Origin of the sequence: Corynebacterium sp. HMSC078H07 (assembly GCF_001812805.1) — a bacterium.
Lineage (GTDB): Bacteria > Actinomycetota > Actinomycetes > Mycobacteriales > Mycobacteriaceae > Corynebacterium.
The window spans coordinates 24,899-51,388 of the sequence record NZ_KV810490.1 but is presented as its reverse complement, the minus strand read 5'-3'; the positions used below and the strand labels follow the sequence as shown (position 1 = coordinate 51,388).

General features: G+C 58.7%; 13 protein-coding genes. 6 read left to right on the top strand and 7 right to left on the bottom strand.

From position 1 onward, the window contains the following. Window positions 1-143 precede the first annotated feature (143 nt). A complete protein-coding gene (locus tag HMPREF2875_RS07715; protein ID WP_083311886.1) occupies window positions 144-8,378 on the top strand; it encodes a G5 domain-containing protein in 8,235 nt (2,744 codons plus the stop codon). 347 nt (window positions 8,379-8,725) lie between these two features. Here the strand turns inward: HMPREF2875_RS07715 and HMPREF2875_RS07710 are convergent, their stop codons facing one another. Both HMPREF2875_RS07710 and HMPREF2875_RS07705 read right to left on the bottom strand, forming a co-directional pair. Then, window positions 8,726-12,469 (bottom strand): multifunctional oxoglutarate decarboxylase/oxoglutarate dehydrogenase thiamine pyrophosphate-binding subunit/dihydrolipoyllysine-residue succinyltransferase subunit, encoded by a 3,744-nt coding sequence (locus tag HMPREF2875_RS07710; RefSeq protein WP_070671818.1) that lies wholly within the window; start codon window positions 12,467-12,469, stop codon window positions 8,726-8,728. 153 nt (window positions 12,470-12,622) lie between these two features. Then, a complete protein-coding gene (locus HMPREF2875_RS07705) occupies window positions 12,623-13,342 on the bottom strand; it encodes a hypothetical protein (RefSeq protein WP_070671816.1) in 720 nt (239 codons plus the stop codon). A gap of 103 nt (window positions 13,343-13,445) precedes the next feature. Between HMPREF2875_RS07705 and HMPREF2875_RS07700 the strand changes: the two genes are divergently transcribed. The 3 genes from HMPREF2875_RS07700 (at window position 13,446) to HMPREF2875_RS07690 (ending at window position 17,041) form a co-directional block, all read left to right on the top strand. Further along, window positions 13,446-15,161 carry a carboxylesterase/lipase family protein gene (locus HMPREF2875_RS07700; protein ID WP_070671814.1) on the top strand — a complete coding sequence of 572 codons (1,716 nt, stop codon included), beginning with the start codon at window positions 13,446-13,448 and terminating at the stop codon, window positions 15,159-15,161. A 60-nt stretch (window positions 15,162-15,221) separates the two neighbouring features. Then, window positions 15,222-16,112: a DNA primase gene (locus HMPREF2875_RS07695; protein ID WP_070671812.1), complete on the top strand. Its 891-nt coding sequence runs from the start codon at window positions 15,222-15,224 to the stop codon at window positions 16,110-16,112. A 77-nt stretch (window positions 16,113-16,189) separates the two neighbouring features. Then, window positions 16,190-17,041: a hypothetical protein gene (locus HMPREF2875_RS07690; RefSeq protein ID WP_070671810.1), complete on the top strand. Its 852-nt coding sequence runs from the start codon at window positions 16,190-16,192 to the stop codon at window positions 17,039-17,041. Window positions 17,042-17,052: 11 nt separating this feature from the next. Here the strand turns inward: HMPREF2875_RS07690 and HMPREF2875_RS14000 are convergent, their stop codons facing one another. Continuing rightward, window positions 17,053-17,589, bottom strand: coding sequence for a hypothetical protein (locus HMPREF2875_RS14000; protein ID WP_246817071.1), 537 nt, complete (start codon window positions 17,587-17,589; stop codon window positions 17,053-17,055). 94 nt (window positions 17,590-17,683) lie between these two features. Here HMPREF2875_RS14000 and HMPREF2875_RS07685 point away from each other — a divergent pair, with 94 nt between their 5' ends. Together HMPREF2875_RS07685 and HMPREF2875_RS07680 are read left to right on the top strand one after the other, a co-directional pair. After that, the gene (locus tag HMPREF2875_RS07685; RefSeq protein WP_070671808.1) at window positions 17,684-18,910 is read left to right on the top strand and encodes an MFS transporter; all 1,227 of its coding nucleotides are present in this window, start codon (window positions 17,684-17,686) and stop codon (window positions 18,908-18,910) included. Between the two features lie 80 nt (window positions 18,911-18,990). Then, a complete protein-coding gene (locus tag HMPREF2875_RS07680) occupies window positions 18,991-19,830 on the top strand; it encodes a MurR/RpiR family transcriptional regulator (protein ID WP_070671805.1) in 840 nt (279 codons plus the stop codon). 506 nt (window positions 19,831-20,336) lie between these two features. Here HMPREF2875_RS07680 and HMPREF2875_RS07675 read toward each other — a convergent pair. From HMPREF2875_RS07675 to HMPREF2875_RS07660, 4 genes are read right to left on the bottom strand one after another with little or no spacing between them, the layout of a single operon-like run. Next, window positions 20,337-23,453 carry a DUF3427 domain-containing protein gene (locus HMPREF2875_RS07675; RefSeq protein WP_070671803.1) on the bottom strand — a complete coding sequence of 1,039 codons (3,117 nt, stop codon included), beginning with the start codon at window positions 23,451-23,453 and terminating at the stop codon, window positions 20,337-20,339. Continuing rightward, window positions 23,450-23,842, bottom strand: coding sequence for a (deoxy)nucleoside triphosphate pyrophosphohydrolase (locus HMPREF2875_RS07670; protein WP_070671801.1), 393 nt, complete (start codon window positions 23,840-23,842; stop codon window positions 23,450-23,452). The genes HMPREF2875_RS07675 and HMPREF2875_RS07670 overlap by 4 nt, the downstream gene beginning before the upstream one ends. A gap of 52 nt (window positions 23,843-23,894) precedes the next feature. Then, entirely contained in the window at window positions 23,895-24,854 is a 960-nt protein-coding gene (gene hutG / locus HMPREF2875_RS07665; RefSeq protein WP_070671799.1) for a formimidoylglutamase, read from the bottom strand. Window positions 24,855-24,856: 2 nt separating this feature from the next. Continuing rightward, window positions 24,857-26,242, bottom strand: coding sequence for an amino acid permease (locus HMPREF2875_RS07660; protein WP_070671797.1), 1,386 nt, complete (start codon window positions 26,240-26,242; stop codon window positions 24,857-24,859). Window positions 26,243-26,490: the final 248 nt, after the last annotated feature.

Sequence of the window (26,490 nt, the reverse complement as noted above, 5' to 3'; positions counted from 1 at the left end):
GGGTAATATCCAAGGTGACCATCTGCCTTTTTTCTGTCTATTCTCAAGAGGATTTGTGAAGCAATGTCTTGATAAGTCACAGCGACTATCGGGTTGCCCAATGTTGGGTGAGGCAGGGTACTGCATTTGAAAGGACCTAAGGAATGAATGCACCACGAAGTGACTTCGCCCGTCGGCGCTCTTCCCGTAAAGGAGTGGCAGCCCTTTCTGCTATTACGCTCGCGCTGAGTGGCCTCAGCATCACCTCTTTTAATACGGTGGTTCCCGAAGCCACCGCTGCGGAGTTCTCCGGGGGTATCCGCGACAAGTCGGGAGCGGTGGAGCAGGATGCCCAGAAGGCCTCGGATCTGCCGGCTGGCTCGTGTGTTGTCTCGGAGAACGCTCCGCAGGGCAGCCAGGCTGGTTTCAGCTGGTATACCTCTGAGCCGTCTGCGACCAGCCCCAACAAGAAAGCCTGGGGCTTGAGTGTTTCCTTTGATAATTCGAAGGACCGCACGTTTGCCGATTGGAACTTTTCCAATTCAGGCCTGATGGGTAAGTACCTCGATGCAGCGCAAATTCCCGCTACGGACGCGGGCCAGACTTTTGGTGACAAGGTAGTCACAGACAAGGCCGACGAAGCCCTCGTGATTGATGGCTCTAGGGACCAGCGAAACCTGAACCTCTACGCGGAACTGACCGATGCGAAAGTCAAGCAGTTCGCTGAAGCCACTGCCGCTAACCCGGTACGTTACGCCTGGCAGGGAAACTATAAGGCTGACCGTACCTCCGGCCCGTTTGCCACCCAGGGGGGGGGCAGTGCATCCTTTACGGCCATCGTGAACCCGTGGCCGAGCGAGAACATCGAATGTAATCCGATCTCGGTATCCTGGGAGAACCGAGAAAAGCTGGTGATCAGGCCGGGCGAAGAGCTCAAGGTCGGTAAGATTAACGTTCCAGCGATTAAAAATGGGGGCGTGGATGATTCCCTGTCCCGCATGGTTGTGGAGGCCTACGACGCCCAGGGTAGCTTCATCGGAACGAGCGACACCGCTGCTTCCGGTGGTGGCACGTCGAGCCTGCGTATTGATCAGACTACCGGCGATATCTACTACACCATGCCGGAGTACAAGGGCACGAAGCTGAGTCAACAGCAGGGCATGCGGTTTAGCGTGTTGGCCAAGCCGCGTTCTGTGGAGCAGCTTCAAGCTGCTGCTGAGAAGAATAACGGCGGCGAAGGCAGTGCTTTTGATAGCTCTAATTCGCTATCTCGCTACAATAAGGCCAACGTAGTGAGCAACTATCAGTGGAGCTTCGACGACACCCAGTTCCACGATCCGGAGTATTCGCCGGTCCAGCAATCGGTGACCTCTGGCGTTGATAAGGCTTCGAATACAGTTGTCACTGGGCCCCAGACCCTTACGTATAAGCAAGTTGGTGACAAGATCGCTGACTTGATAAGAAGACGTGAGGATGGCGGCGTCGAAGCCGAAGTTAAACTTGATAAGCGCTACGTTTATAGAGGTTGGGACGCCAAGCTAGATCCAAACACCTATGACGTCACGGTCACGACCCCAGCCAATCCGATGCCGGGCACGTTTGCTCAGCCTCGTGTTATCGTCACCTATTCCAATGGCTCGCAAGATATTATTCCGCTGCTCGCTGTCATCGACCCGAACGATACTCAGGTTACGGAATTAGCTGTCAGAGGAACCGTCGAGGGCCCAGCTGGTAAGGAACTTGTTTCCGAGCTTGATTTAAAGCCCAGCTTTGAGGGATACGACCCAGTCTGGCCCAAGTCTTTTGATGTTGACCCTACGTCCGTTCCGGAAGGATGGAAAGTAACGGTCGATGATGACGGAACTGTGAAGGTCAAGGCGACGTCGCCGGAAGCTGCTGCGAACAACACCAAGATTTTGCCGAGGGTTATCGCTACCTACCCAGATGGGACGACCGATACCGTTGAGGTTCCCTTCCAGATCGTCAATGCGATCAAGGTTCCGGACTACACCGCGGAGTCTGGCCACGTAAATCAAACGGTTACGCTTCAGCCAACCTTGCCGGATCTTGGCTTGGGCGGTCGCACCGATGACGAGAAGCCCAATCGCTATACTTTCCCAGACGGTTCTTTGGAGTACAAGTATGGTGACTGGACAGTCACTATCGACGAGAATACTGGTGAGCTGACTTCGACGATTCCGGAAACAGCTATACCTGGCGCGCGACTAACCATCCCAGTGAAGGCTTACTACGATACGGGCGCTACCCCACAGGTGGTGACCGGAACCATCAACGTTATTGGTGATGGCACCGGCAAGGACTTCGCTTCCTACCCTGCGCAGGTGACTAAGGCAGGGGAGAAGGTGACTTCGGATATCGATACGATGTTGTCCGATCCGAAGCTCGCTAAGTACAAGTTGCCTGATAACTTGCCGCAGGACTGGAAATTCGACATTGATGAGAAGGGTACGGTTACCGCAACCCCGGATGTGACTGTGCAGAACGGAACGACTGTCACCGTTCCGGTAGAAGTAACCTACCCAGACGGTTCCACCGCTACCGTTCCGGCAGAGTTTACGGTCATCGATGCCTACGCGCGTACAAACGATCCCGTGTATCCGACAGTTACGGGCCGACCAGGCGACTTGGCGGTCAGCCAGGTTGACCGCACTAAGATGCACGAAGCTTCTGAACCGAAATTCTCCATCATCACGGATCCGAATGATCCGGACTATATTGCGCCTCCGCGTAATTTGAAGTGGGAAGACGTAAAGATTGACCCGGATACGGGTGTGATCTCTACCCCGATTAGCAAGCGAGCGCTTCCTGGTAGTTCCGCGGATATTCCTGTTCGCGTCACCTATAAGGACGGCTCGTCTGATAGGACCATCGCTACCGTCGTCGTTGTGGCAGAGATGCGTCAGGTTTACGAGGCACAGTACATGCTGCAGACCACGACGCCGGGTGGCGTGATTACGTCTGACATCACGGACGAATCAAAGATTCCCGAGCGCGACCTAGCTAAAGATCCGTCGCAGCGCTACAAGGTGCCTTCCGACTTCAATGGATGGAAGATCAGCGTCGACGAAAACGGTGTCGTCACCGCCACCGCACCGAAGGACGCTCGACCTGGTGACGGTGTGAATGTCCCTGTTACCGTCACGTACATCGACGGTTCCACTGACACCGTCTTCGCACCGTTCAATGTGAAGGGGAACCAGAAGGACATCAGCGAGCCTACCTACCCGGTCCAATCCACCAAGCCAGGCGCTGAGGTGAAGCGTTCGGTTAACCGGGACGGTGCACCGGAAGGTACGACCTTCTCCTTCGGCATGGACGGCGACAACCCGAGAACTAAGGACACCGTTGATGGATGGACCTACAAGATCGATCCGAAAACCGGTGAAGTTTCCGTAACCCCGCCTGCTGGCTCAAAGCCGGGCGACAAGCACGTACACAACGTCACGGTGACCTACCCTGATGGCTCAACTGATGAGACCCCAGTTACCACCGTGGTGAACTTGACTCAGAACTTTGAGGTCGATCCGACCTACCCGCCGGAGACTACGTTCCCTGGTGAGACGGTTACTTCTCCGCTCACCATTGAGCTGCCTGAAGGTATTACCGTGGCGAAGGATCAGCCATACAAGATCACTCCGGCTGATGGCTACACTGCAACCGGGGATAAAAACGAGTTTGGTAATCCGACGTACACGGTCGCGACGGCCAACGGCAATTGGCTGGTCGGCCTGGATGACAAGGGCAACGTAATTGCTATTGCACCTAAGACCGCGAAGCCGGGTGACTCTATCAAGGTTCCGGTCACGGTTACCTACTCCGATGGTTCCACCGATCGGATTTATGCACCGATCAACATCCAGGATGCCCCGACGCGCGAGGTGCCGTTCGATGTTGAGTACAAGTTCGATGACACCGTCCCGCAGGGCACCTACAAGGTCGAAACCGAAGGTGTTCCAGGCACAGAGGTACAGGACCGAAAGGGCAAGTGGTCGCAGACCAAGGCTCCGGTCAATGAGGTCGTCGTCATTGGTACCAAGCCCGCAAAGGCTACCGATGAAATGACCTGGACCATGGCTACTGGTTTCGATACCATCATGCGTCCGAACTCGGCACTCAAGCCGGGTGAGGTGAAGGTTGTTCAGGAGGGCGAAGCTGGCGAGCGCACCATCACTGCGAAATTCGACGCCACCCTTGAGCCGGGCGGTGTTCCAACGGTGAAGACCACGTCGGATACCGTGACCAAGGATCCGAAGCCACGCATCGTGGAGTATGGCCCGCGCCTTGATGATCAGGAACTGGTCTTCACCGAGAAGAACCGCGTTCCGTTCGAGACTGAGATCATTTATGACGACACTCTTAAGGCTGGTGAGCAGGTCGTTAAACAGAAGGGTGAAGAAGGCGAAGAGACCGTTACGACTAAGCAGAAGCTTGTCGACGGTCAACCTTCTGGCGACCCTGTAATCACCACCGAGCGCACCAAGGAGCCGGTCAAGCAGATCATCCGCGTTGGTGGCATGACCACTGGTGAGAACGTCGAAACCTTCAAGACGGAAGCTCCGTTCAAGGTCGTCATCAAGTACGACCCGAACATGCCTGCTGGTGAGTCCAAGGTGACGAAGCCAGGTGTTCCGGGTGAGAAGACGGTGACGATCAAGCGCGACATCGTCAACTCCAAGCCCGGTGATCCGCAGATCACCGAGGAGATCACCAAGCAGCCTGTCGACGAGGTCATCACCGTTGGTACCAAGCAGGCCACGGCGACCGACAAGGTGGAATGGAAGGAGCCGATTCCGTTCGGCACGACCCTGCGACCGAACCCTGACCTCGCTCCGGGCGAGACTAGGGTTATTCAGGAAGGCAAGAACGGCGAGGCTTCCTATGCTGCAGCCTTCACCGGCACCAACGGTGAAGCACAGGTTGCGGAAAGCAGGGCCCGCACTGAACCTGTCGAGCGCATCATCGAGTACGGCCCGAAGGCTAAAGAGACCTCTGTGGTAACCAAGACTGAGAAGCCGGTGCCGTTCGAAACGAAGATTACCGCGGACCCGAAATTGGAGGCAGGCAAGCAGGTCGTCGACAAGCAGGGCGAACTCGGTACCGAGGTTGTGACCTCGACTCAGAAGATCAAGGACGGCAAGCCGGATGGCGATCCGACCGTGACAACTGAGCGCACCAAGGAACCGGTTGCAGCTGAAATTCGTGTGGGCACTAAGACCACTGGTGAAACCACCAAGACGGTTGAGACTGACGTTCCGTTCGGTGTGAAGGTCGAGTTTGACCCGAACATGCCGGCTGGTACGTCTGAGACTGTCACCGAGGGCAAGCCAGGCAAGAAGACCATCACAGTGACGCAGAAGGTCACCAACTCCCAGCCGGATGGCGAGGCCACCGTGGAGGAGAAGGTCACCGAACAGCCGGTGGACCAGGTCATCAAGGTCGGCATTAAGCCTGCCGAAAACAGCGAAAAGGCCGAATGGACCGTACCGGTGCCGTACAGCACCACTGTGCGCGTTAACCCTGACCTGAAGCCGGGTGAGACCCGCGTTGTCCAGAAGGGCGAGAACGGCGAGAAGTCCTTCACCGCCATCTTCCGTTCTGTTGGTGATGAGTCCTACGTAGCTGAGGGCGAAACCACCAAGGAACCGGTCGAGGAAATCATCGAGTACGGCCCGCAGGCCGAGGACACCTCTGTTGTCACCAAGACCGAGAAGCCTGTCCCGTTCGAGACGGAGATCGTCTTTGATGATTCTCTGAAGGCGGGGGAGAAGGTCGTCGACAAGCAGGGCGAGAACGGCACCGAGGTTGTGACCTCTACTCAGAAGATTGTGGATGGCAAGCCGGATGGCGATCCGACCGTGACCACTGAGCGCACCAAGGAGCCGGTCAACGCCAAGATCCGCGTGGGTACCAAGACTGAGGGCACGTACACCACCGAGTCCGAGGTTGCCGTTCCGTTCGAGACCGAGATTCAGTTCGACGATTCCCTGCCGGCCGGCACTCAGGAGACTGTCCAGGAGGGCAAGCCAGGTAAGGATAAGGTCACCACGACCCAGACCATCGAGAACTCGAAGGTCACGGGTATCACGACCGAAACCAAGCCCGTTGATGAGCCGGTCAAGAAGATCATCAAGGTCGGCACTAAGGGTAAGACCACGTCCAAGACCATTGAGTGGACCGAGAACACCCCGTTCGAGGTCGAGGTTCGCGAGAATCCGAACCTGAAGGCTGGTGAGACCAAGGTTGTCCAGGAAGGCAAGCCGGGCGAGGTCAAGCACACCGTCAAGGTGACCTCCGATAATGGCGAGATTTCTACCAAGGATGACACCGAGGAGATCAGCAAGCCGACCAAGCAGATCATCGAGGTCGGTACTGCACCGACTCAGACCGAGCTGACGGATAAGCACACCGAGCAGACTCCGTATGAGACCCTCATTGAGACTGACCCGAACCTTGAGGCCGGAAAGGTTGTAGAGGACCAGGCCGGTTCCTTCGGCGAGAAGGAAGTCACCAAGGTTTGGAAGCTCAAGGACGGCAAGGTCGTCGGTGACCCAGAAACCACTGAGGACGTCACCAAGGAGCCGACCCCGCGCAAGCTGCGCGTAGGCACCAAGGTGGTCACGGAAACGCAGACCGAGACCGAAGCCGAGAAGGTCACCGAGACCAAGGAAGTTCCGGTCCAGCTGGACCGCGGCTTCTACGGCGTGGAGCTGACCAAGCCGGGTGAGCCTGCCTCCCAGAACATCAAGGACGGCTCCGAGGGCAATACCTACGAGATTGGTGAGCTCCCGGCCGGCTGGACCGCCACGGTGGACGAGAACGGCACGGTTACGGCCACGCCGCCTGCCGACGCCAAGTCTGGCGACTACGCCGAAATCCCCGTTACGGTTACCCCAGAGGGCGGCAAGCCCTACACCGCGACGGCAACGTTCATCGTCAAGGATGACCAGCCGGTAGACCCGACTCAGCCAACCGAGACCGAAGTCATCACCGCGCCAACCTATAACCCAGCGGTTATTGAGGCCAGCGATACCCAGACCGTAGACATCAACTACGGCCACACGGATGGCAATACCTACGAGTTGGGCGAGGTTCCAGCGGGCTGGACCGTGACCATCGATGAGACCACCGGCCAGCTGACGGTTATGCCGCCGGATGATACCCCGAGCGGTACCATCCAGGAAATCCCGGTCACCGTCACCACCGAGGATGGCCAGACCTTCAACGTGAAGACCGTCATCGGCGTCATCAGTGACAACTGCGGTTGCGAGCCGGTTGAGCCAAATGAGCCAACCGACGAACCCACGGACGAACCAACTGGTACGCCGACCGACGAACCGGAGGAGCCAACAGTCAAGCCGGAGGTCCCGACGACTGTAACGGTTACCGAAACGGTTGATCCGTCTAACCCGACGCCGAGCGAGGACCCGAAGGGTCCAGAGCCGACCGACGAGCAGCCAACGGGTGATGTCTCGACGACGACCGTCACGGTTACCGAAACCAAGGAGTCTCCGAAACCGAGCGAACCGACGCCGTCTGACGACCCGAAGGAACCGGAGCCGAAGCCGACGGTCACCGTGACAGTAACTGAGGATCCGTCTAAGCCGACCCCAACCGACGAGACCACGTCGACCGTGCCGACTTCAGACAATCCGAAGCCGTCTGATGAGAATCCGACAGTGACGGTTACCGTGACGGAGGATCCTTCCGAGCCGAGCCCGACCGACGACACCACGCCGGCAGAGCCGAGTGCGGAAGAGACCCCGTCTGAGGATCCGACCACTCCGGTGGAGCCTTCCGACCCGACTGATCCGGATACTCCGGCTGAACCGTCCGACCCGACTGATCCGAACGAGCCGACTGAGCCGGACACTCCGTCCGACCCGAACGAGCCTCGTATTCCGGAGGTCGGCAGTCTGTGGCCGATCCTCATTCCGCTGGTCCTGGTACCTGCAGTCATCGGTCACTTCATCAACCAGCCGGGATCTCCGGCTCCGAAGCTGCCTGGTCTGCCGCTGAAGCCGCAGAAGCCGGAGGATGCCATCAAGGATTTGCAGCCAAAGGCTCCGGGCGAGGCAGAACAGCCTCAGCCGCAGGCACCGGTGGAGAATGAGCAGCCTAAGCCGCAGGACCCGCAGGCTCCGGTGGAGAGCGAGCGGTCGAACTCGGTCGAATCTAACGATGTTCAGCCAAGCCAGAGCGACAACACCAGCCGCTACACTGGCAAGTCCCCGAGCACCACGGATTCCAAGAAGAGCACCAATTCTGGGTTGCTGGCCAGCACTGGTGCGAACGTCCTGGGGCTGCTGGCCGCAGGTCTGGCGCTCATTGCTGGTGCCGCACTGCTGCTGCGTCCTGGTCGCCGCCGCAAGGAGTCGTAGAACAACCTAGGACCCCTGGGCCAGATTGGCCTTAGGCCGCGGCTGCTGAAGCCGTGACAGAAACACCCGAGCATAATGCTCGGGTGTTTCTTGTTTTGCTGGGTCCCTTGTCTAGTGTGGGCTCCTTCATCCCCATGTGCGATGGCGCAAAAAATGAGCACGATAGGCGACGAAAGGAAATTGATTGAGGGGCTATCGTGCTCATTTTTATCGGTCGGGGTAGGGCGCAAGCATAGTGTGGACAGGAGCACGTGAGCCTGCTTGGAAGAAAGGTATAGCAAAGGCCCCGGCCGCCACTACTCGGGGAGAGGTGGCAAGACCGGGGCCTTGGAAGAGCCTAGACGCTACTAGATGTCGAATGCCTCTTCCAGCAGGTTCTTCTGTTCAATCTGGTGAACCTTTGCGTTACCGGTTGCAGTCGAGGACTGCGAGCGGCGGGAGACGCGGACCAGCTCCGGCATATCCGGGATGAGCTCACGCAGGTGTTCGTTGTAGAACGGCCACGGACCCTGGTTGGCCGGCTCGTCCTGAACGAAGCGAACCTGCTCAGCGTTCGGGTAAGACTCGAAGGCCTCACGCAGACGGTTGAACGGAATCGGGTGGAGCATCTCCACGCGCACGATGGCGATGTCATCGCGGCCATCGGCTTCCTTCTTCTTGGCCAGCTCCCAGTAGAGCTTGCCGGAGACCAGCATGATGGTCTTGACCTTGTCGGCGTCGCCTACCTTCTTACCGTTGATGTCGAAGAAGTTCGGGTCGTTGATAACGGACTGGAACTTCGTGACCTCGGTGAAGTCGGACACGGAGGAGGTCGCAGCCTTGTTACGCAGCATGGACTTCGGGGTGAAGACGACCAGCGGGCGCTTCATCTCACCGAGGGCCTGGCGGCGCAGCAGGTGGAAGTGATTGGCCGGGGTGGATGGCTGGGCCACGGTCATGGAGCCCTCAGCGCACAGCTGCAGGTAACGCTCGATGCGGGCGGAGGAGTGGTCCGGGCCCTGGCCCTCGTAGCCGTGCGGCAGCAGCAGGATCAGGCTGGAGAGCTGGCCCCACTTGGCCTCACCGGAGGAGATGTACTCATCGATGATGGTCTGAGCGCCGTTGGCGAAGTCACCGAACTGTGCCTCCCAGGCCACGACGGCATCCGGGTTACCCACGGTGTAGCCGTACTCGAAGCCCATGCCGGCGAACTCGGTCAGTGCCGAGTTGTAGACCATGAACTTACCGCCGTTGCCCTTGGACGTAGCCAGGTGAGCAACCGGGTTGTACTCTTCGCCGGTGGCTGGGTCGAAGGCCACAGCGTGGCGCTGGGTAAAGGTACCGCGGCGGGAATCCTCACCGGCGAGGCGAACAACCTTGCCGGAGTTAGCCAGGGAACCGAAGGCGATGAGCTCGCCCCAACCCCAGTCGATGCCGCCTTCGCGGGCGGACTTCTGGCGCTCCTTGGCAACCTTGCCCACACGCTTGTGGTACTCGAAGCCCTCCGGCGGGGTGCCGTAGGCATCGCCAATCTCCGCCATCTCCTCGGCGGTGATGGAGGTATCCAGACCGCGGGTGAGGTCCTGGGAGGAGGTGATACCGGTCTGCTCCTTCGGGCCGGCCTTCTCCGCTTCCTTGTGCTCAGCGAAGACGGACTCCATCTGGTCATGGAAGTCACGTGCAGCTGCCTCTGCCTCTTCATCAGACAGGTCACCGCGGCCGATGAGCTCCTCGGTGTAGCGCTCACGGACGGACTTGTGGTTGTCGATGATGTCGTAGAGCTGCGGCTGCGTCATGGACGGGTCATCGGCCTCGTTGTGGCCGCGCAGGCGGTAGCACACGAGGTCAATGAAGACGTCCTTGCCAAAGCGGCGGCGGTATTCAGTGGCGAGCTTACCTACCCAGACAACAGCCTCCGGGTTGTCGCCATTGACGTGGAAGACTGGGCAGTCGAAGCCTTTGGCCAGGTCGGTGGCGTAGTGCGTGGAACGGCCAGAATCCGGGGTAGTGGTGAAGCCCACCTGGTTGTTGACCACAACGTGGACGGTACCGCCGGTGGTGTAGCCACGCAGCTGAGACAGGTTGATGGTCTCCTGCACCACGCCCAAGCCGGCGAAGGAAGCATCGCCGTGGAGCATGATCGGGACAACAGTGTGACCCTCCGGGCCCTTGTCCAGGATGTCCTGCTTGGCGCGGGCAATACCTTCCATGACCGGGTCAACGGCTTCGAGGTGAGACGGGTTAGCGGCCAGGGTGACCTTGATTTCACCGTCGCCGAACATCTGGAGGTGTTCGCCCTCAGCACCGAGGTGGTACTTCACGTCGCCAGAGCCGCCGAGCTGGCCGCCCTTGTAGTTGCCATCGAACTCACCGAAGATATCGGCCAGCGGCTTGCCCACGATGTTGAAGAGCACGTTGAGGCGGCCGCGGTGCGGCATGCCGATGACGACCTCGTCGAGGTCCTGGCCAGCGGCAGTGTCCACGATGGAGTCCAGCAGTGCGATGAGGGACTCCGCACCCTCCAGGGAGAAGCGCTTCTGGCCCACGTACTTGGTCTGCAGGAAGTTCTCGAAAGCCTCGGCAGCGTTGACCTTCTGCAGGATGTACTTCTGCTCAGAGTTGGACGGCTTCGGCATGCCGGCCTCAATCTGCTCCTGCAGCCAGCTGCGCTCGTCGCGGTCCAGGATGTGGGTGTATTCGGAGCCCACCTTGAGGGTGTAGGCGGAGCGCAGGCGGGTAACCACCTCGCGCAGCGTCATGGTCTCCTTGCCACCGAAACCACCCACGTTGAAGGTACGGTCCAGATCCCAAATGGTCAGACCGTGAGTAGACAGGTCGAGGTCGCGGTGGTCCGGCCACGGCAGGCCCGGCTGCTTCCAACCCAGCGGGTTGATGTCAGCCAGCAAGTGGCCGCGGGAGCGGTAGGCCTCGATGTACTGCATAACGCGCGTGTTCTTATCGACGCCCGTGTTGGGCACGTCAGCAGCCCAGCGGAAGGGCTGGTAGGGAACACCCAGGGACTCGAAGAGCTCGTCCCAGAAAGCGTCGTCCAGAATGAGCTGGCCAATGGTGCGCAGGAATTCACCGGACTCCGCGCCCTGAATAACGCGGTGGTCGTAGGTGGAGGTCAGGGTAACCAGGCGGCCAACGCCCAAGTCAGCCAAGCGGTCGGCGGAGGTGCCGGCGAACTCAGCCGGGTAGTCCATAGAACCGACACCGATGATGGAGCCGGAGCCCTTGGTCAGGCGGGCGATGGAGTGGCGGGTACCAATGCCACCCGGGTTGGTGAGGTTAATCGTGACGCCGGAGAAGTCATCCATCGTCAGCTTGTTCTTGCGGGAACGGTCAACGATGTCCTGATAGGCATCGATGAACTCAGCAAAGGACTTGTTCTCGGCTTCCTTAATGGCAGCAACCACGAGGGCGCGGGAGCCATCCTTCTGCGGAAGGTCAATGGCCAGGCCCAGGTTGATGTGCTCCGGCTGAACCACGGTGGGCTTGCCGTCCTGAATCTCGTAGCGCACGTTCATGTCCGGGTGGATCTGAACGGCCTTGACCAGGGCGTAGCCAAGGATGTGGGTAAAGGAAATCTTGCCGCCGCGGGTGCGCTTGAGGTGATCGTTGATCATCGCGCGGTTTTCCCACATGAGCTTGACCGGGATGTCGCGGACGGTCGTAGCAGTCGGGATCTCCAGGGATTCGTCCATGTTCTTGGCAATTGCCTTGAACATGCCCTTGAGCACGCGGGAGCCGGGCTCCGGGGCGTCCTTGATGCGGTCGAGCGGGGACTCCGACTTCTTCGGATCTGCCTTCGCCTTCGTTGCCGAAGACTTCGAGTCGCTCGGTGCCTTAGCACCAGGAGCAGCAGGGGACTTCTCTGCAGGCTTAGGAGCGGAGCTTTCCTTCTTTTCTGCCGGCTTCTGTGCCGGGGCAGAAGCCGTGGAGCCAGAGGCCTTGGCGGAGGCCTTGGGCTGTGCGGCTTGCTTGGGAGCCCCGTTGGCCTCAAAGTAGTCACGCCACTCCTTATCTACGGAGTTGGGGTCCTTTGAGTACTGCTGGAACTGTTCGTCAATCAGCCACGCGTTCGGGCCGTAGATGCTCGATTTGCTCACGGCAGGTGTTCGCCTCTTTCTGTGCTTTAAAGTTTGTCTTTAATCGACTGTAGTAGGCCATTCCATGGGTACGAAAGGCACCCGGAAAGGCGTCTCCCCATATGATACGGCCCACGTAAGTTTGCTCACTACCCTGGGGCGCGTTTCCCGGTTTTAATCCCCCTGCAGGGGGGAGAGCTGGGTGCCCGCATGGTTAATAACTTGGCGGGCAATTTTACGGTTGGCCGTTGTTCCCAGAACTGCGCCTACCCCCATCGGCAAGAGTTTAGACAGCCATGCCCACTTCACTTTCTTACGGGCCTGCTTCAAGAACAGCTTGGTCAATCGGCCGTTGATGCCACTGAGGGTGGGCCCGGAGAAACGGGAGAGGGTAGCAGCGGACTTCATGCCGGAGAGCGTGGTGACGTCGCCAAGCATGGTGTCCACCAAAGCACTGCCCTGGGAGCCAGTAAGGACTACAAGAACGAGCGCACGGCGGCGCTCTTCATCGCGGATATCATCGCCACGCAAGTGCGCCGAGGCCAGGATGTACCACGCAGCAGCCTCAAGGAAGACGAGGGATTCTGCACCAACGGCTGCCGCGCCGGAGACCAGACCGATGCCGGGGATGGCGGCCGAGGCACCCGCGGCCGCACCGGTGCCCGAGACGATATTGAGAAAGTGCTTGTCAATGAGCTGCTGCAGCTGCTCCGGGGATGCGTCCTTATTCTTCTTCTTTAGACGGTCGACATAGCCGATGATGATGGAGGATTGCGCCGACACCACCTTGTTGGTGGCCGCCAGAAATCCTTGACTAATGCGGTTGCTCTCGTCCACAGAGAGCTTGTCCACCTCGACGGGCGTGTTCTGTTCTTTCTCGCTAATTCCGAACATGTTCTTCACCTGATTTCGTCTACATTGTTAACGGTATGTTCACTACCGTATCGAAAAAGCAGTTCCCAGCGCAGAGTCAGGCTGGGGGATTAGTCTAGGGTCCATGAGCGAGTACGAGCCTTTCCCGCCGCGCGAGGTAAGCGCGGCTGCGGCCCGCCTGCTTGCTGAGTCTTTGCACACCCGCGCCCGCGCCGCTCAAGAAGCAGCGCGGACGGCGTTGGCGGATGAGATTACGGTTCTCACATCCTCTGGGTGGGTACGCGGCAGCATCGAGGAGGACTTGCGCCCGGACCGGCCACTGTCGACGCCAGTGCGTTCGTGGCGCGGCATTCCTTTTGGGGCCGATACCGCGGGGGAGTATCGCTTCCGTGAACCGCGCCCAGCGCCGGCGTGGGAAGGAATTCGGGATTGCCGTGAGTTCGGAGAGGTGGCCCCGCAGCCGGTCTATTCGTGGACGGACCGCATCGAAGGCACAGAGAATTGCTTGACCCTCGATATCGTCCGCCCACACACCGAACCCAGCCCTGGCACTGCCCCAAACACGGAGAAGCTCCCCGTTGTCGTCTACTTACATGGCGGCAGTTTTATCGTGGGTTCTTCGCACATGCTCATGCTGCGCGGCTTTGAGTTCGCCGCGCAGATGGGCGTGGTCTATGTGTCCGTCAACTTTCGCTTAGGGGCGCTGGGCTACCTCGACGTGCGCAGTTTGGGAGGGGAGGCCTGCGCTAACCCCGCGGTGGCGGACCAAGTCCTTGCCTTGGAGTGGGTTCGCGACAACATCGCTGCCTTCGGCGGAGACCCGAATAACGTGACTCTTATGGGCGAATCCGCGGGTGGCGCAGCGGTGCTGACCCTCATGGCGGTGCCCCGCGCGGAAGGCCTCTTTCACCGCGCCATTGCCCAGTCGCCGCCGATTGGCATGATTCATTCCCGTGCACAGTCGATGTTCTGGGCGCGCGAGCTTGTGGACAAGATGGCCCTGCCGCGAGACACCACTGCGGATGATCTACGCCGCGAGGATTTCGCGGACCTAGTGCGCTCGGGTCAATCCATGATGTGGCGCGCAGGCGAGTTGCTTTACCTGAACTCCTGCTACGCGCCCACCGTGGATGGTGAACTCATTCCGCAGCATCCTATCGAAGCTTTTGAGGACGGCGCTCAGCACCCGGTGCCGCTGCTCATCGGAACTAACTCCGGTGAGGCGAGTTTTGGAAAGTTCCTCTATCAACGCCAACGCTCCCGCGAACGTGCGGCCTTGCGGCTGTTGGCGTCTTTCGATCCGGAGAGCGCGCCGGACGTCGTTGCGGCCTACGGTGGGGCAGTCTCGCGCAGTGACTTCGGGGACTTGCTTACCGACGCCCTCTTTTGGGCCCCCACCGTTCGTGTCGCCTCCGAACACGCTCGTCGGTTCCCCACGTGGATGTACCGATTCGACTTCGCGCCGGCAGCGTTGCGCTGGCTGGGGTTGGGGGCGATGCACTCGATGGAGTTGTCCAACATCTTTGGCGATCCTGGTGCCTCGCGCGTGTCCTTTTTGACCACCATGGGCAAGTCCTCCGAAATGGAGGAGGTCACTGAGAATATGCAAGAGCAATGGAGGGCGTTCATTAACGGCGGCGCTCCGCGCGAGGATTGGCCGCGCTACCGGGCCCCGCAGCGCGAGACGATGATTTTCGACGTGCAGCCTCATATCGAAGAGGCACCAATGGAGGCGCGCCGCCAGGCCTGGGAGTCCTATGACATGTTGGAGTGGGGAACCGGACGCCCGGAGATTCTGAAGCTTTTGGGTTTCATGCCCGATGACCACGATCGCGGGTAGGATGTGTGGGGCCTTGGTAGCAGCCGGGGTGACACTGCCACATGGACGGATGTTGATCACATGAGCTTTTTTGAAGATATTGCTTCTGCGCTGGACGGGGAAGGCATTGAGTCCCGCGTCAATGACGATGTGATGTTCGTGCCCATCACCTCTGACTTGGAGATCCAGTTTGTAGAAATTGACCCGATTCTCCCCGCCGCAAACGTCTACATCGCCGCCGCAGATGTGGATGAGGATGATGAGGATTTCGAGGCCGTCTTGGTCTCCGTTGCGTTCTCTGTGGAGGATGCGGTGGAAGCCGTGTCGCGCCATATCGCTACCGACCAAGTGGTCACCGTGCTCCGAGACCTTCTTGAGGGCACCGATGAGCGTATTGCTGAGTTGGAGTTTCTCCAGGATGAGTTCAACCCGAACCTCGTCGTGGCGGAGGTCGCCAACGATTCCGAGCTGCGCGTGCTCGTGGAAACCATCGACGGCGTCCCCAGCGCTGTGGTGCGGTTCCTCTCCTTCGACTTTGATGAGGACGAGCTCGACGAGCTGGAAGATGAAGCTATCAACGAGCTGTGGGAAAACGACGCCATGGAGGACCTGGGGGAGGAAGAGCGCGTGGCGCTTTTCGACGCCGGCGAGTTCGACGACGCCACCCTCGCCCCCATCATCGAGGTTCCCGCCGAAGCACTCGAGCTTGGCACCTACACCGACTTTGATCGCCTCTTTGACGTCCTGAGCTTGGTCTCCGACCAGGCCCTGGATTGGGAAGCCCAGCTGGTCAGCGTGGAGGACCCCGACTTTGATGAGCCGGACGTCTACGACATCTTCGGTGCCGACGACGATGAGGACGACGATGACATTCTCTTCGACGATGCCGATGGCGACGAGGTCGAAGACGATGATGCCGACAACGAAGCCGATGATGGCGCCAACAATGGCCCAGAAGGCAGCGACAGCTAGGATTAGTCGCCTCCTAGGCATGGGCACGCTAGGATAATCGGGTACATTTTGAACTCGATGAGGAGCAGCCAGGGGCTATGCCGGTTAACAGGGCTTTTCGTGGTCAGCGCATAAGCGTTGTCCTTGGCGTAGCCTGCGCAGTGGCGGCGTGGGGCCTCACCTTGACCCCGAGGTTCAAGTTCGCCGAAAGGACCTTTGAATCCCTCCTCCCAGCAACTGTGTGGGGCTTGAGTTTTCTATGCGTCCTTCTCCTCTTTGGCTCCCAGCGAGGGCTATGGAGTAGGCATGCGCTCATCAATGCCTTGCTCGCAGTTGTGGTGGACATGGTGGGCTCAACGGTGTTCTTCAATCTCCACATCCCGCTCTATATGGACACGGTGGGAACGGTGTTCATTGCGATTATTTATGGCCCCGTTCTTGGGATGGGGACCGCAGCTCTGGCATTGAGCCTCAGGTGCGTCGTCAGTCCTTTGGAACTTGCTTACCTGCCCAACGCGTTGATTCTGGCGTTAATGGTGGGCTGGCTAGCACGCCGTGGTGCGTTCAAACGCATGATTTCTACCCTGTTTGCGGGCTATGGGCTCGGCATCATTGCAGCGCTCGTGTCGTTGGCCTCGACCCTGTTTGCGCTGAACCAGATTTTGCCCCGCGGCGCCCGAGAGCTCGCCAACTTCTTCCTGTTGATTACCCACGACGAAACCACGGCGACACTTCTCCAAGTTCTAACCTCAGACCCGCTCGATAAGGCCTTTACTGTCGTGCTGGTGTGCTTGTTTATCCGCTTCGTGCCGAAGCCCGTGCGGAACTCGTTCGACCGACCAGAAACCCAGTCGGCCGTGGCCCGTGTGCTGACAGAAGGTCGTTTCACCCTTTCCTTGGACGAGGAACCTCCCCGCAGCTTCGTCGGCCGATTGCAACGCTACCTGTAGAGCGCCGCGGCTTAAGCTGCCTGGCTGAATCCTTCGAACAACGACAGCGGAGAGCGAACTGGGGTGTACGTGCTATCAACGAGCCAGACGAAGGTCGCAGCACTGCTGCTTGAAATCTCATGCACTGCCGTGACTAAGTGTGCGGGAACGAGCGCGCGTACCCACGCTTCCGCGACCGCAGGGGACACGGGCCGTCCGGTAGGGGAGGTAATACGAACGGTAATGAGGTAGGTCGGCACACGTTTTTCCCCGAAGCCAAGTACACGAGCTTTCGCCCGTTCGCCAACACGGTGACGCGACACAGTTAGCGTCAGCGGTGGGGTGGATTCTCCTTCCTCGCCTCGAAGCGGTACTGAGGGAAGTGACTTTGATGGTGGCCGCCATTGCGGTGTGGGACGCGCCAATGAGCGTGGATGGCGAATGATGCTCTCCACGGAGTTCAAGGTGTCACTGTGGTGAAAGAGGATATCTGCCGTGAGTTCGCCAGCATGAATGCTGGGCTGAGTGGAGCGCGGAACCGAGGTACGAAAGCTGTTGTAATTCTTCATGGCCCTCACAGTAGAAAGCGGTGCGGACATCGAAACCTACATTTGCGAAAAGATGTTCGACAGTTTGGATGGGTAGGCTACAGTTGGTGTCGCTATGAGTAAGGGCGTTGCACAAGAACTGAAGATTCCGCGGGAGATCTGGGTGATGGTTACCGCGGGCTTTATCATCGCATTGGGCTATGGGTTAATCGCGCCCTTGCTTCCGCAGTTCATTGTCAGCTTCGATGTGTCGATGGCGGCCGCGGGACTGGTGGTCTCCATTTTCTCTGCTAGCCGTCTCATCTTCGCACCAGCCGCTGGCCGCCTCATCGATCGCGTTGGCACGCGCGGTGTCTACCTGACGGGGTTGTTAACCGTTGCTCTTACGACGGGTCTTGTGGGAATCGCCCAGGAGTATTGGCACATCGTGGTGCTGCGCGCCATCGCGGGTATTGGCTCCACCATGTTCACTGTGGCAGCCATGGCGCTCATCGTGAAGCTCTCGCCACCTGCTATTCGCGGTCGGTGCTCAGCCACGTATGCCACGTCCTTCCTGCTGGGAAACGTCATCGGCCCGCTCGTTGGTGCCAGCTTGTCCTTCCTCGGCTTTCGGTGGCCCTTCTTCATTTACGGGCTAGGAGTGGCGCTCGCGGCACTCGTTGTCTGGGTTCTGATGCCGGCGGTCGACACCGATGCTGAGCGTCAACACTGCCTTCCGCCGATGAAGCTGCAGGAGGCCTGGGGTGATACCGCTTATCGAGCAGTATTGACCTCGAATTTTGCCCAAGGATGGATCAATATGGGCGTGCGTGTTGCAGTCCTTCCACTGTTTGCAGCGTCCATCTTCCATAATGGTGGCCAGGCCTCGGGCATCGCACTCGCGGTCTTTGCGGCGGGAAATGCAGCTGTGCTGCAGTTTTCTGGTTCCTGGTCTGACCGTATTGGACGCCGGCCACTCATTCTTGCGGGCCTTGTGGGCTCGGCGCTGTTTGTAGGAACGCTGGGCTTGGCGACGTCCGTGTGGACCCTCCTTGTGCTCTCCGCCTTCGCCGGTGCTTCATCAGGGCTTATTGTGCCGTCGCAGCAGGCGGCCATCGCCGATGTGGTGGGGTTGAAGCGTTCTGGTGGACAGGTGCTTTCGACCTTTCAGATGGCTGGTGACTTTGGGCAAATCCTGGGGCCGATCGTGATTGGATTCCTTGCGGATCGATTCGGCTTTGGGGTGGCCTTCAGCATGTGTGCCATCGTGGCGGCGGGCGGAGTCCTTGCGTGGAGCTTCGGGCGTGACACCTTGCAGGATAAAAAAATTGTGTTGCAGGGGCTTCGCCGAAAGTATAAGTAGAACCTGCAAAAAGTCACTATATTTGGCCACATTTTGAAAGCTGAGGCGGCCCTTAAAAAACTTTTTGTTAAACTTGTGGTGTGAATTTTCAACAAAGGGTGGAGCGCCACCGGGCGGAACTTAGTCGGGCAGACGAGGCGGTTGTTGATGTGATTCTTAGCCGCCCGCAAGAAGCGGCCCTGTGGCGCGGCGAAGACGTCGCTGCCAAGGCCGGCGTCCACGGTTCTGCCGTGACTCGAACGGCCAAGAAGCTTGGATACAAAGGCTACCTGGAGCTGCGCCAAGAATTGCGCATGTTGCATGACCAGTACCTTGCTGCTGAGCATTCGAACGGTCGTCGGGCATTCCGCAATGAGGCTGGACAGACGATTCTGGGACAACTGGTGTCCAAGGAAATGGATTCGTTGTCCGCGGCGTCGGGAAGCGTTGACCAGCATTCCATTAACAGGGCAGCGGACTTGGTGATGAATGCCCGCGATATCTACATCTACGGCCGCGGCAACTCCATTCCACTGTGTGATCAGGCAGAGCGCCGCTTTCGCCGACTGGGACGATCTGTCCACGACCTTGCGGGTGAGACGGACCAAGACATCGCTGAACAGCTGCTCCGCATGGGGGAGCCGGACCTTCTTATAGTCTTCGCCTTCCGCCGCTCCACGCGTCCGCTACGTCAGCTGCTGAACTATGCTGAGGCGGTTAAATGTAAGGTCCTTCTCATTACGGATGACCTGCGTGTTGTTCACCCAGTACCTGTCGTCACTCTGGCCGCTCCCCGTGGCGATGAGGGAACCTTTACCACCCTGTCGGTTCCAATGCTCATGCTAAACGCCATTGTGCTGTCGATTCAGCGGCGGTACGAGCATGATATTGCGCCGTTCCAGCAGAAGCTGAAGAATATTCTCGAGGGCTTCGAGTACTAACGAGAGGTATGTGCTCGCTTGCTGCAGGCGGCCCAGCGTGGGGCGTGGCCCAATGCAGCCTTGAAGTCACGCTCGCGAAAACGCGTGAAGCCATACGTGGAAGCCTCGGAACCGGTAGTAGGGCGGCTCCATCGCTTCTGGCTGCGTTTGCTGGAGGCTTCCATGCCTCTCCTCCGTAAGTTGCTCAACGGGTGTATATGCTCAGCGGACACTAAGCATCTAAGAGAATATTAGGTTAGTGCAAAATATCAGTCAATTCGCCACCATGAAATCCTCTCATTCGGGGGTGTGATTCTGACCAAATCCAAATGCCAACGCCCGATCTGAATCTGATACACCGTGAATATAGGCATTCTTTGTTGAATTGGGGGTGCCAGTATGTACCCGAGGTTAGCTAGCGTTACCAGACCGTAAGTTCCTGAAAATTCTTACATAACTGAATCAATTGCGGCAGTTCTATCTCCACTTGGTGGAGGTGTCCTCGACCTAAAGTGGCCAGTTATTGTTTAAGCGACCGTTCGTCCTGCCGCATACAGCTTCTTAGGCATGTCGCGACGTAGGCTCCATTCGAATTGGATGGGCTTTTCGCCGCGGTGAGTTACATAGTCAACGTTGCCGAGGAAGGTATAGGCCGCTGCGGTATCAACCTTGTTCTTCTTGGTGAAACGAGTAGCGATGATGATGCTTCCGCCGAGTTCTTGGTGATGGATGTAGCGCTTGGCCATCGCTGACTTCAAAGTGGTCGTGGATTGAGATTCCCAGTGAAGTCGATCTGGAGATAGCGGGTAGTCGCGGTAATTTGTCGAAGCACTTACATTCTCATCCTTTTGGAAGGTCACCAAGAAGAGATCAGTGTTTGATGTGTCGAAGCGTTTGACTCCTTCGCGGGGAAGGTTGGCGAGCTTCTTGAGCGGGCCCTCGTCCAAGGCACCGACAAGTTCAGCAAGGCTATAGTCTGCATGCGTCTCGAGCACACTGTGAGAGGACTGCTGAGGAATTACGCGGGACGCTTCAATTGCAATCCGCATGACTTGATTGACTTCGTTGACGAACGCGGGATGGGACCGAACGATTTCAAGCGCTTCATCCAACGAGCCCGGGATGGCTTTATTGGAATTCGCCCAGAGCGCCAGAACGAGCATCGTGGCATAGCGCTTTTCGCGGTCAGTCATGTCCTGTTCTGAGGGGCCGTCGGCCTCCATGAGTCGGCTGTATGCCGCTACGCGGCCGGGGTCATTGATGTGGAGCAGAACTCGGATACGGCTCAGGAGGAAGGATTCTTCGCTGTCCTCGTTGGACGGAAGCAGAAGCTTTTCATCACGGAGGAGTGTGGTCCAGGAGATTCCTTTCCTGCGGTAGATGTCCTCCAGAGGAATATTGGAGGCGTGGATGAAAGCCGCAAGGTCAGTGGTGCCGTGTTCACTAATCTGAGAGCGGATCTTCTTGACTGTGTTTCGTGCCAGACGCTTGACGTTGGCCAAAACGCGGTCTGTCGTCACACGGTCCAACGTGATGTTGGAACCCGGTGGCGCAGTGGGGAAGCCCTGCTCGACTTCCTTCATGAAACTTTTGCCGCGGGCAGCGGTTAGCACTTTGAAGCGTTCTTCAAAGTCGAATTCTTCGTGCTGGAGTCCAAGAAAATCGAACACGATACATGCGTCCTTACCCTGGTTAAGGCGCAGTCCGCGGCCCAGCTGCTGAACGAAAAGAACCGGGCTCTGAGTTGGGCGCAGGAGCAGCAGAGTGTTGATAGAAGGAATGTCGACACCCTCGTTGAAAATGTCGACCGCAAAGATGATCTTGATGTAGCCATCGCGCAGCTGTGCAATAGCTCTTCTGCGTTCCTCAGTACTTTGCTTGCTGCTTACCGCTAAAGCAGGAATACCAAAAGCGTTAAATTGCTCCGCCATGTACTCGGCGTGGGCGATCGAAACACAAAAGCCGAGGGCTTTCATCTCGGAGAGATCGAAGATTCGGCGATTGAGTTCATTGATGATGAAACGGGTGCGCTTTTCTCCAGCCTTTATATAAAACTCGCTGAGCTCTGTCGTGTTGTAGTCTTTCTTTCCTCTGTTCCATGTCAGACTCGAGAGGTCGGTATCGTCATCGACCCCGTAATAGTGCAAAGGCGCGAGTAGCTGTAGGCGAAGCGCATCCCAGAGGCGTAGTTCATGGGCCACGCGGTAGTCGAAGAATTTCTGGACGTTCTCGCCGTCTCCGCGCTCGGGTGTTGCTGTGAGTCCGAGGAGCTCTTGAGGTTGGAAGTAATCGAGAATCTTTCGGTAGGTCGTGGCCTCTGCGTGGTGGAATTCATCGATCACGATGACATCGAAGTGGTCAGGAGCTATGCGCGTCAGGCGTTCGCCGTGGAGGGATTGAATACTTGCGAAAACATGGTCCCAGCGACGAGGCTCTTCGCCGCCAACCAGAAGTTCACCAAAATCGGAGCTCTGGAGAACCTCCCGGTAGGTGCGCTGTGCCTGTTGGAGGATTTCCCGGCGGTGAGCCACAAACAGAAGGCGCGGACGGCGTCCAAACTCATCACAGAGGTGGCGATAGTCTAAGGCTGCGACGACAGTCTTACCGGTGCCGGTAGCAGCGATTAGCAAGTTCTTGTGTCGGCCGTGCACTGCTCGCTCTGAACGCAATGCCTCCAGCATCTCCTGCTGATAGGGGTAGGGCTCGACACGCAGGCCCGATAACTCAAGCTTCTCTCCCTCCTTTGCTTCGAGGAACTTCGCTCCACGAAGTGCTTCAAGCAAGCGCTCGTAATCACGCTCCGGGTCGAAATGTTTGAAGTGATTGTCGAACCAATAGCTGTCAAAAGTCTTGATGAACTTCTCGATGATCTCCGGAGTGGTAGAGCGGGAGCCGCGAACGTTCCACTCCCATCCGTCGACAAGGGCAGAACGGGACAGGTTAGAACTGCCGATGAAGGCGGTATCGAATCCGGACTCACGGCGAAAGAGCCACGCCTTTGCATGCAAGCGGGTGGTCTTGTGCTCGTAGCAGATTCGAACCTCAGCGTTGTAGTCTTCGACAAGACGGCGCACTGCAGCGGCTTCAGTCGCACCGCAATATGTTGAGGTGATGACTCGCAGAGGTTTCTTGTGGTCGCGAAGGTATTCCAGCTCATCACTAATGACAGAAATTCCGGAATTCTTGATGAATGCGCAGAGCAGATCGACTGAATCCGCAGTACAAATCTCGCGCGCAATTTCCACCGACATGTTGGTGTCGTCCACGCTATTGGTGAAAAGCGCGCTGGAGTTCAGGGATACTTCGGGCAGGACTGGTGGTTCGGTGAGCTCTGAACTGTAAATCGCATAAAGGAGCTGTTCAGCTGATACCTTTTCGTCTGCACCAAGGTGCTGCGCGAGGTCATTGATGAGCGCGACGCGTTCTTCCGGCTTTTTGACTTCGAGCAGCCGTTGTTCAATAAGCCGGGCGAAGTGTTGGGAAACGGCCGTGGCAAATCTTGGATCGACATCCTTAGTGGTCACCTCGGTAATTCCGGAAGCCGCAGTGGGAAGGGCTCGTTGAGTTTCCTTGATGCGCTCGTGGATACGAGCCGTGACGGGCGTTTCGTAGATGCCAAAAGGCAGCAGGGAATCAGAAGTCATAGGCGTGAGGAGATGAGCTCAACGGCAGGGATGTCAGCGGGAGCCCAGTCGAGCTCTTGTGCTTCGGCGGCGGTGACCCACCGGGTGGCGTCATGGTCGGTGAGTACAAGGTCACCGGATTGGATGGTGCACAGGAAGGTGGTGAGTTCGATGGTGGCGAACTCATAAGTGTGAAGCGTCGTGGTGACTTTCTCACCGACAGTCGCTGTGAGAGAGAGTTCTTCTGCCAACTCGCGAGCTAATGCCTCCTGTGGAGTCTCGCCCGGCTCAATCTTTCCACCCGGGAATTCCCACATGCCGGCTAGAGATTTTCCTGGGGCCTTACGGCAAGCCAGGAATCGGTCACCATCAATAAAGATGGCGCCGACAACACGAATCGGAAAACTCATGTGACCAGTATGCCGGCTGGGCCGGCTCTTAGCCAGAAGGTACGGCCTGGTTTTAGGCCGAAACCGCAGAAAAGTGTGCGGTCACGATGTCGTCGATAAGCCGGGCGGCGAGCTTGGCTGTGCGGGAGTCGAGGTCGAAGGAGGGGTTGAGCTCGACGACGTCGACAAGCGCGAGGCGTCCCGTGGCGGCGAGGGTGACGGCGAGTTCGCGGATGATGGGGAGGTCAACGCCGAGGCCTGCGGGGGCAGAAACGCCCGGGGCTTGTGCTGCGGGGAGGACATCCAGGTCAATGGAGAGATGGATGGGGGCGTCATCGGTGCACAGGTGCTCGGCGTGGGCGCGGACCTGCTGGAGGTTCATGGCGAGCAGTTCCTCGTCAAGAGTGATGGCGACGCCGAGGTCGGCGGCCTCGTCGAAGAGGACCTTGGTGTTGTTGGGGCGGGAAATGCCGAGCACGGTGTAGTCGAATTTCTCGCGGCCAACGAGTTCAGAAATCTGCTTAAACGGCGTGCCGGAGGTCGGCACGTCCGCGGTGCGCAGATCGAAGTGGGCATCGAGGTTGATGATCTTCAGCGGGCCCTTCGCCTGAAAAGCGCCGCGGTGAGAACCGAAGGCAGTCTCATGGCCGCCGCCCAAGATGATGGGCAGGTGGCCGGCATTGGAGAGGGCTTCCACAGAGGTGGAGAGGCGTTCGTGGGCGGACTCCAGGTCGGTGCCTTGGGTGGTGATCGTGCCGGCGTCGTAAAGCACATGCGCATGGTGCACCGCGAGGGAACCGAGGGCACTGCGCAGTGCTTCCGGGCCCGCAGCCGCGCCGGGGCGGCCATGGTTGCGCGCCACTCCCTCGTCAGAGGCGAAGCCCAGTAGTGCTACGCCGGGCTGCCCCTGGGGGTTGTCCACGTCGAGGGGACGAACCACGCTGTGCCACCGCGCGTGCTCTGGGCCGGGGCCATCGGAGCGGCCGGACCACTCGGGGGCAGGGGAGTAAGCGGGGGCATCAACGCTGTTCATAGCTATCCTCTCGAAACGGGGCTGGGGTCAGTGTGTGCAGTGGCGTGGTTGTGCCGGCCGGTGAGGTAGAAAATGGCTGTCATGAGGATGATAAAGCCAACGCCTACCGCTAGGGCCGGACGATACTGCGGCTGCCATGCCATGATGCCAAAAGTAAACGTGATGAAGGCGATGGCGAAGTATTGCCCCCACGGCCAGAAGGGAACCGTGTAGGTCAGGCTGGCGCGTTCCTGTGGCGACATTTTCCTACGGGAAGCCACGTGGGCCAGCAGAATCATGAGCCAGACGTAGATGGTGGCGAACGTGGCGAGGGAGGCGATGACCTCGAAGACATTGTCAGGGATGAAAGCGTTGAGGGCAGTGCCGATGACCAAGACGATGAGCAAAATGACCATGGTCATCACCGGTACGCCGCGTGCTTTCTTGGCCATGACCTTAGGTGCGAGATTCTGGCGTGCAAGGCCGGTGAGTACGTTGCCGGCGCCGAAGAGATCGGCATTGATGGCGGAGACTGCCGCGGTGATGACCACGACGTTGAGAGCGGCTGCTGCCCACGTGACGCCCAGGGTGGAGAAGATTTGGACGAAGGGGCTTTCCTCACCAGTGATGGTGCGCCAGGGGTTGATCATGAGGATGACCAGGATGGCCAGCACGTAGAACAGCAGGATGCGCACAGGGATGGTGTTGACGGCTTTGGGGACGGATTTCTCCGGTTCTTCGGCCTCAGCACTGGCCACGCCCACGATTTCGGTGCCGCCGAAGGCGAAGAGAACGAGGATGAAGGAGGCCACCATGCCGGTAGGGCCGTTGGGGAAGAAGCCGCCGTCATTGACCAGGTTGGCAGGGCCGGTGGTCTCTGCGGTGGAGAGGCCAAAGACAAGGACAGCAACGCCGCCAAGAATCATTGCGACGACTGCGCCGACCTTGACGATGGTGAAGGCGAACTCTAGCTCGCCGAAGGCTTTGACCGTGGCGAGGTTCGCGCCGCCGACGAGTAAGAGGGTGGCTGCCACCCAGACCCATTGCGGTGAGCCGGGGAACCAGAATTGCATATAGACGCCGATGGCGGTGAGGTCTGCGAGCGCCACGATGACCATCTCAAAGGCGAACATCCAGCCGGTGATGTAGCCTGCCCAGGGGCCGAGGAAGGCGCGGGCGTATTCGGCGAAGGAGCCGGTAACGGGGTGGTGGACCGACATCTCTCCGAGCGCGCGCAAGAGGAAGTACACGACGGCGCCGCCGAGAAGGTAAACCAGCAGCACGGAGGGGCCGGCAGCTTGGATGGCGCTGGCGGAGCCGTAGAACAAGCCGGTGCCGATGGCGGAGCCGAGTGCGATGAAGTGCAGGTGGCGGTGTTTCAAGCCTGGGCGCTTGGTGGTTTCTGCCACGGGAATGCGTCCTCCTCTGTACCCCCCCCTTTCGTAGCGCTTGGGGATCTAGCGCCGCGGATGAGGGGGAGTGGTTGGTGCGAGTGATTCTGGGAGCTACTTTCCTCTAGTTCAGACGTGTGGTCAATTTTGCCGTGGAGGATGCCTGACTGGGCCTATGACAACTGACTCACTGGGGGTGCGGGGGTGACTTGCATGACATTTGTGTGTGGCGCCGCTAGTATGTGGAAGACCTGCGTGTGGCTGTC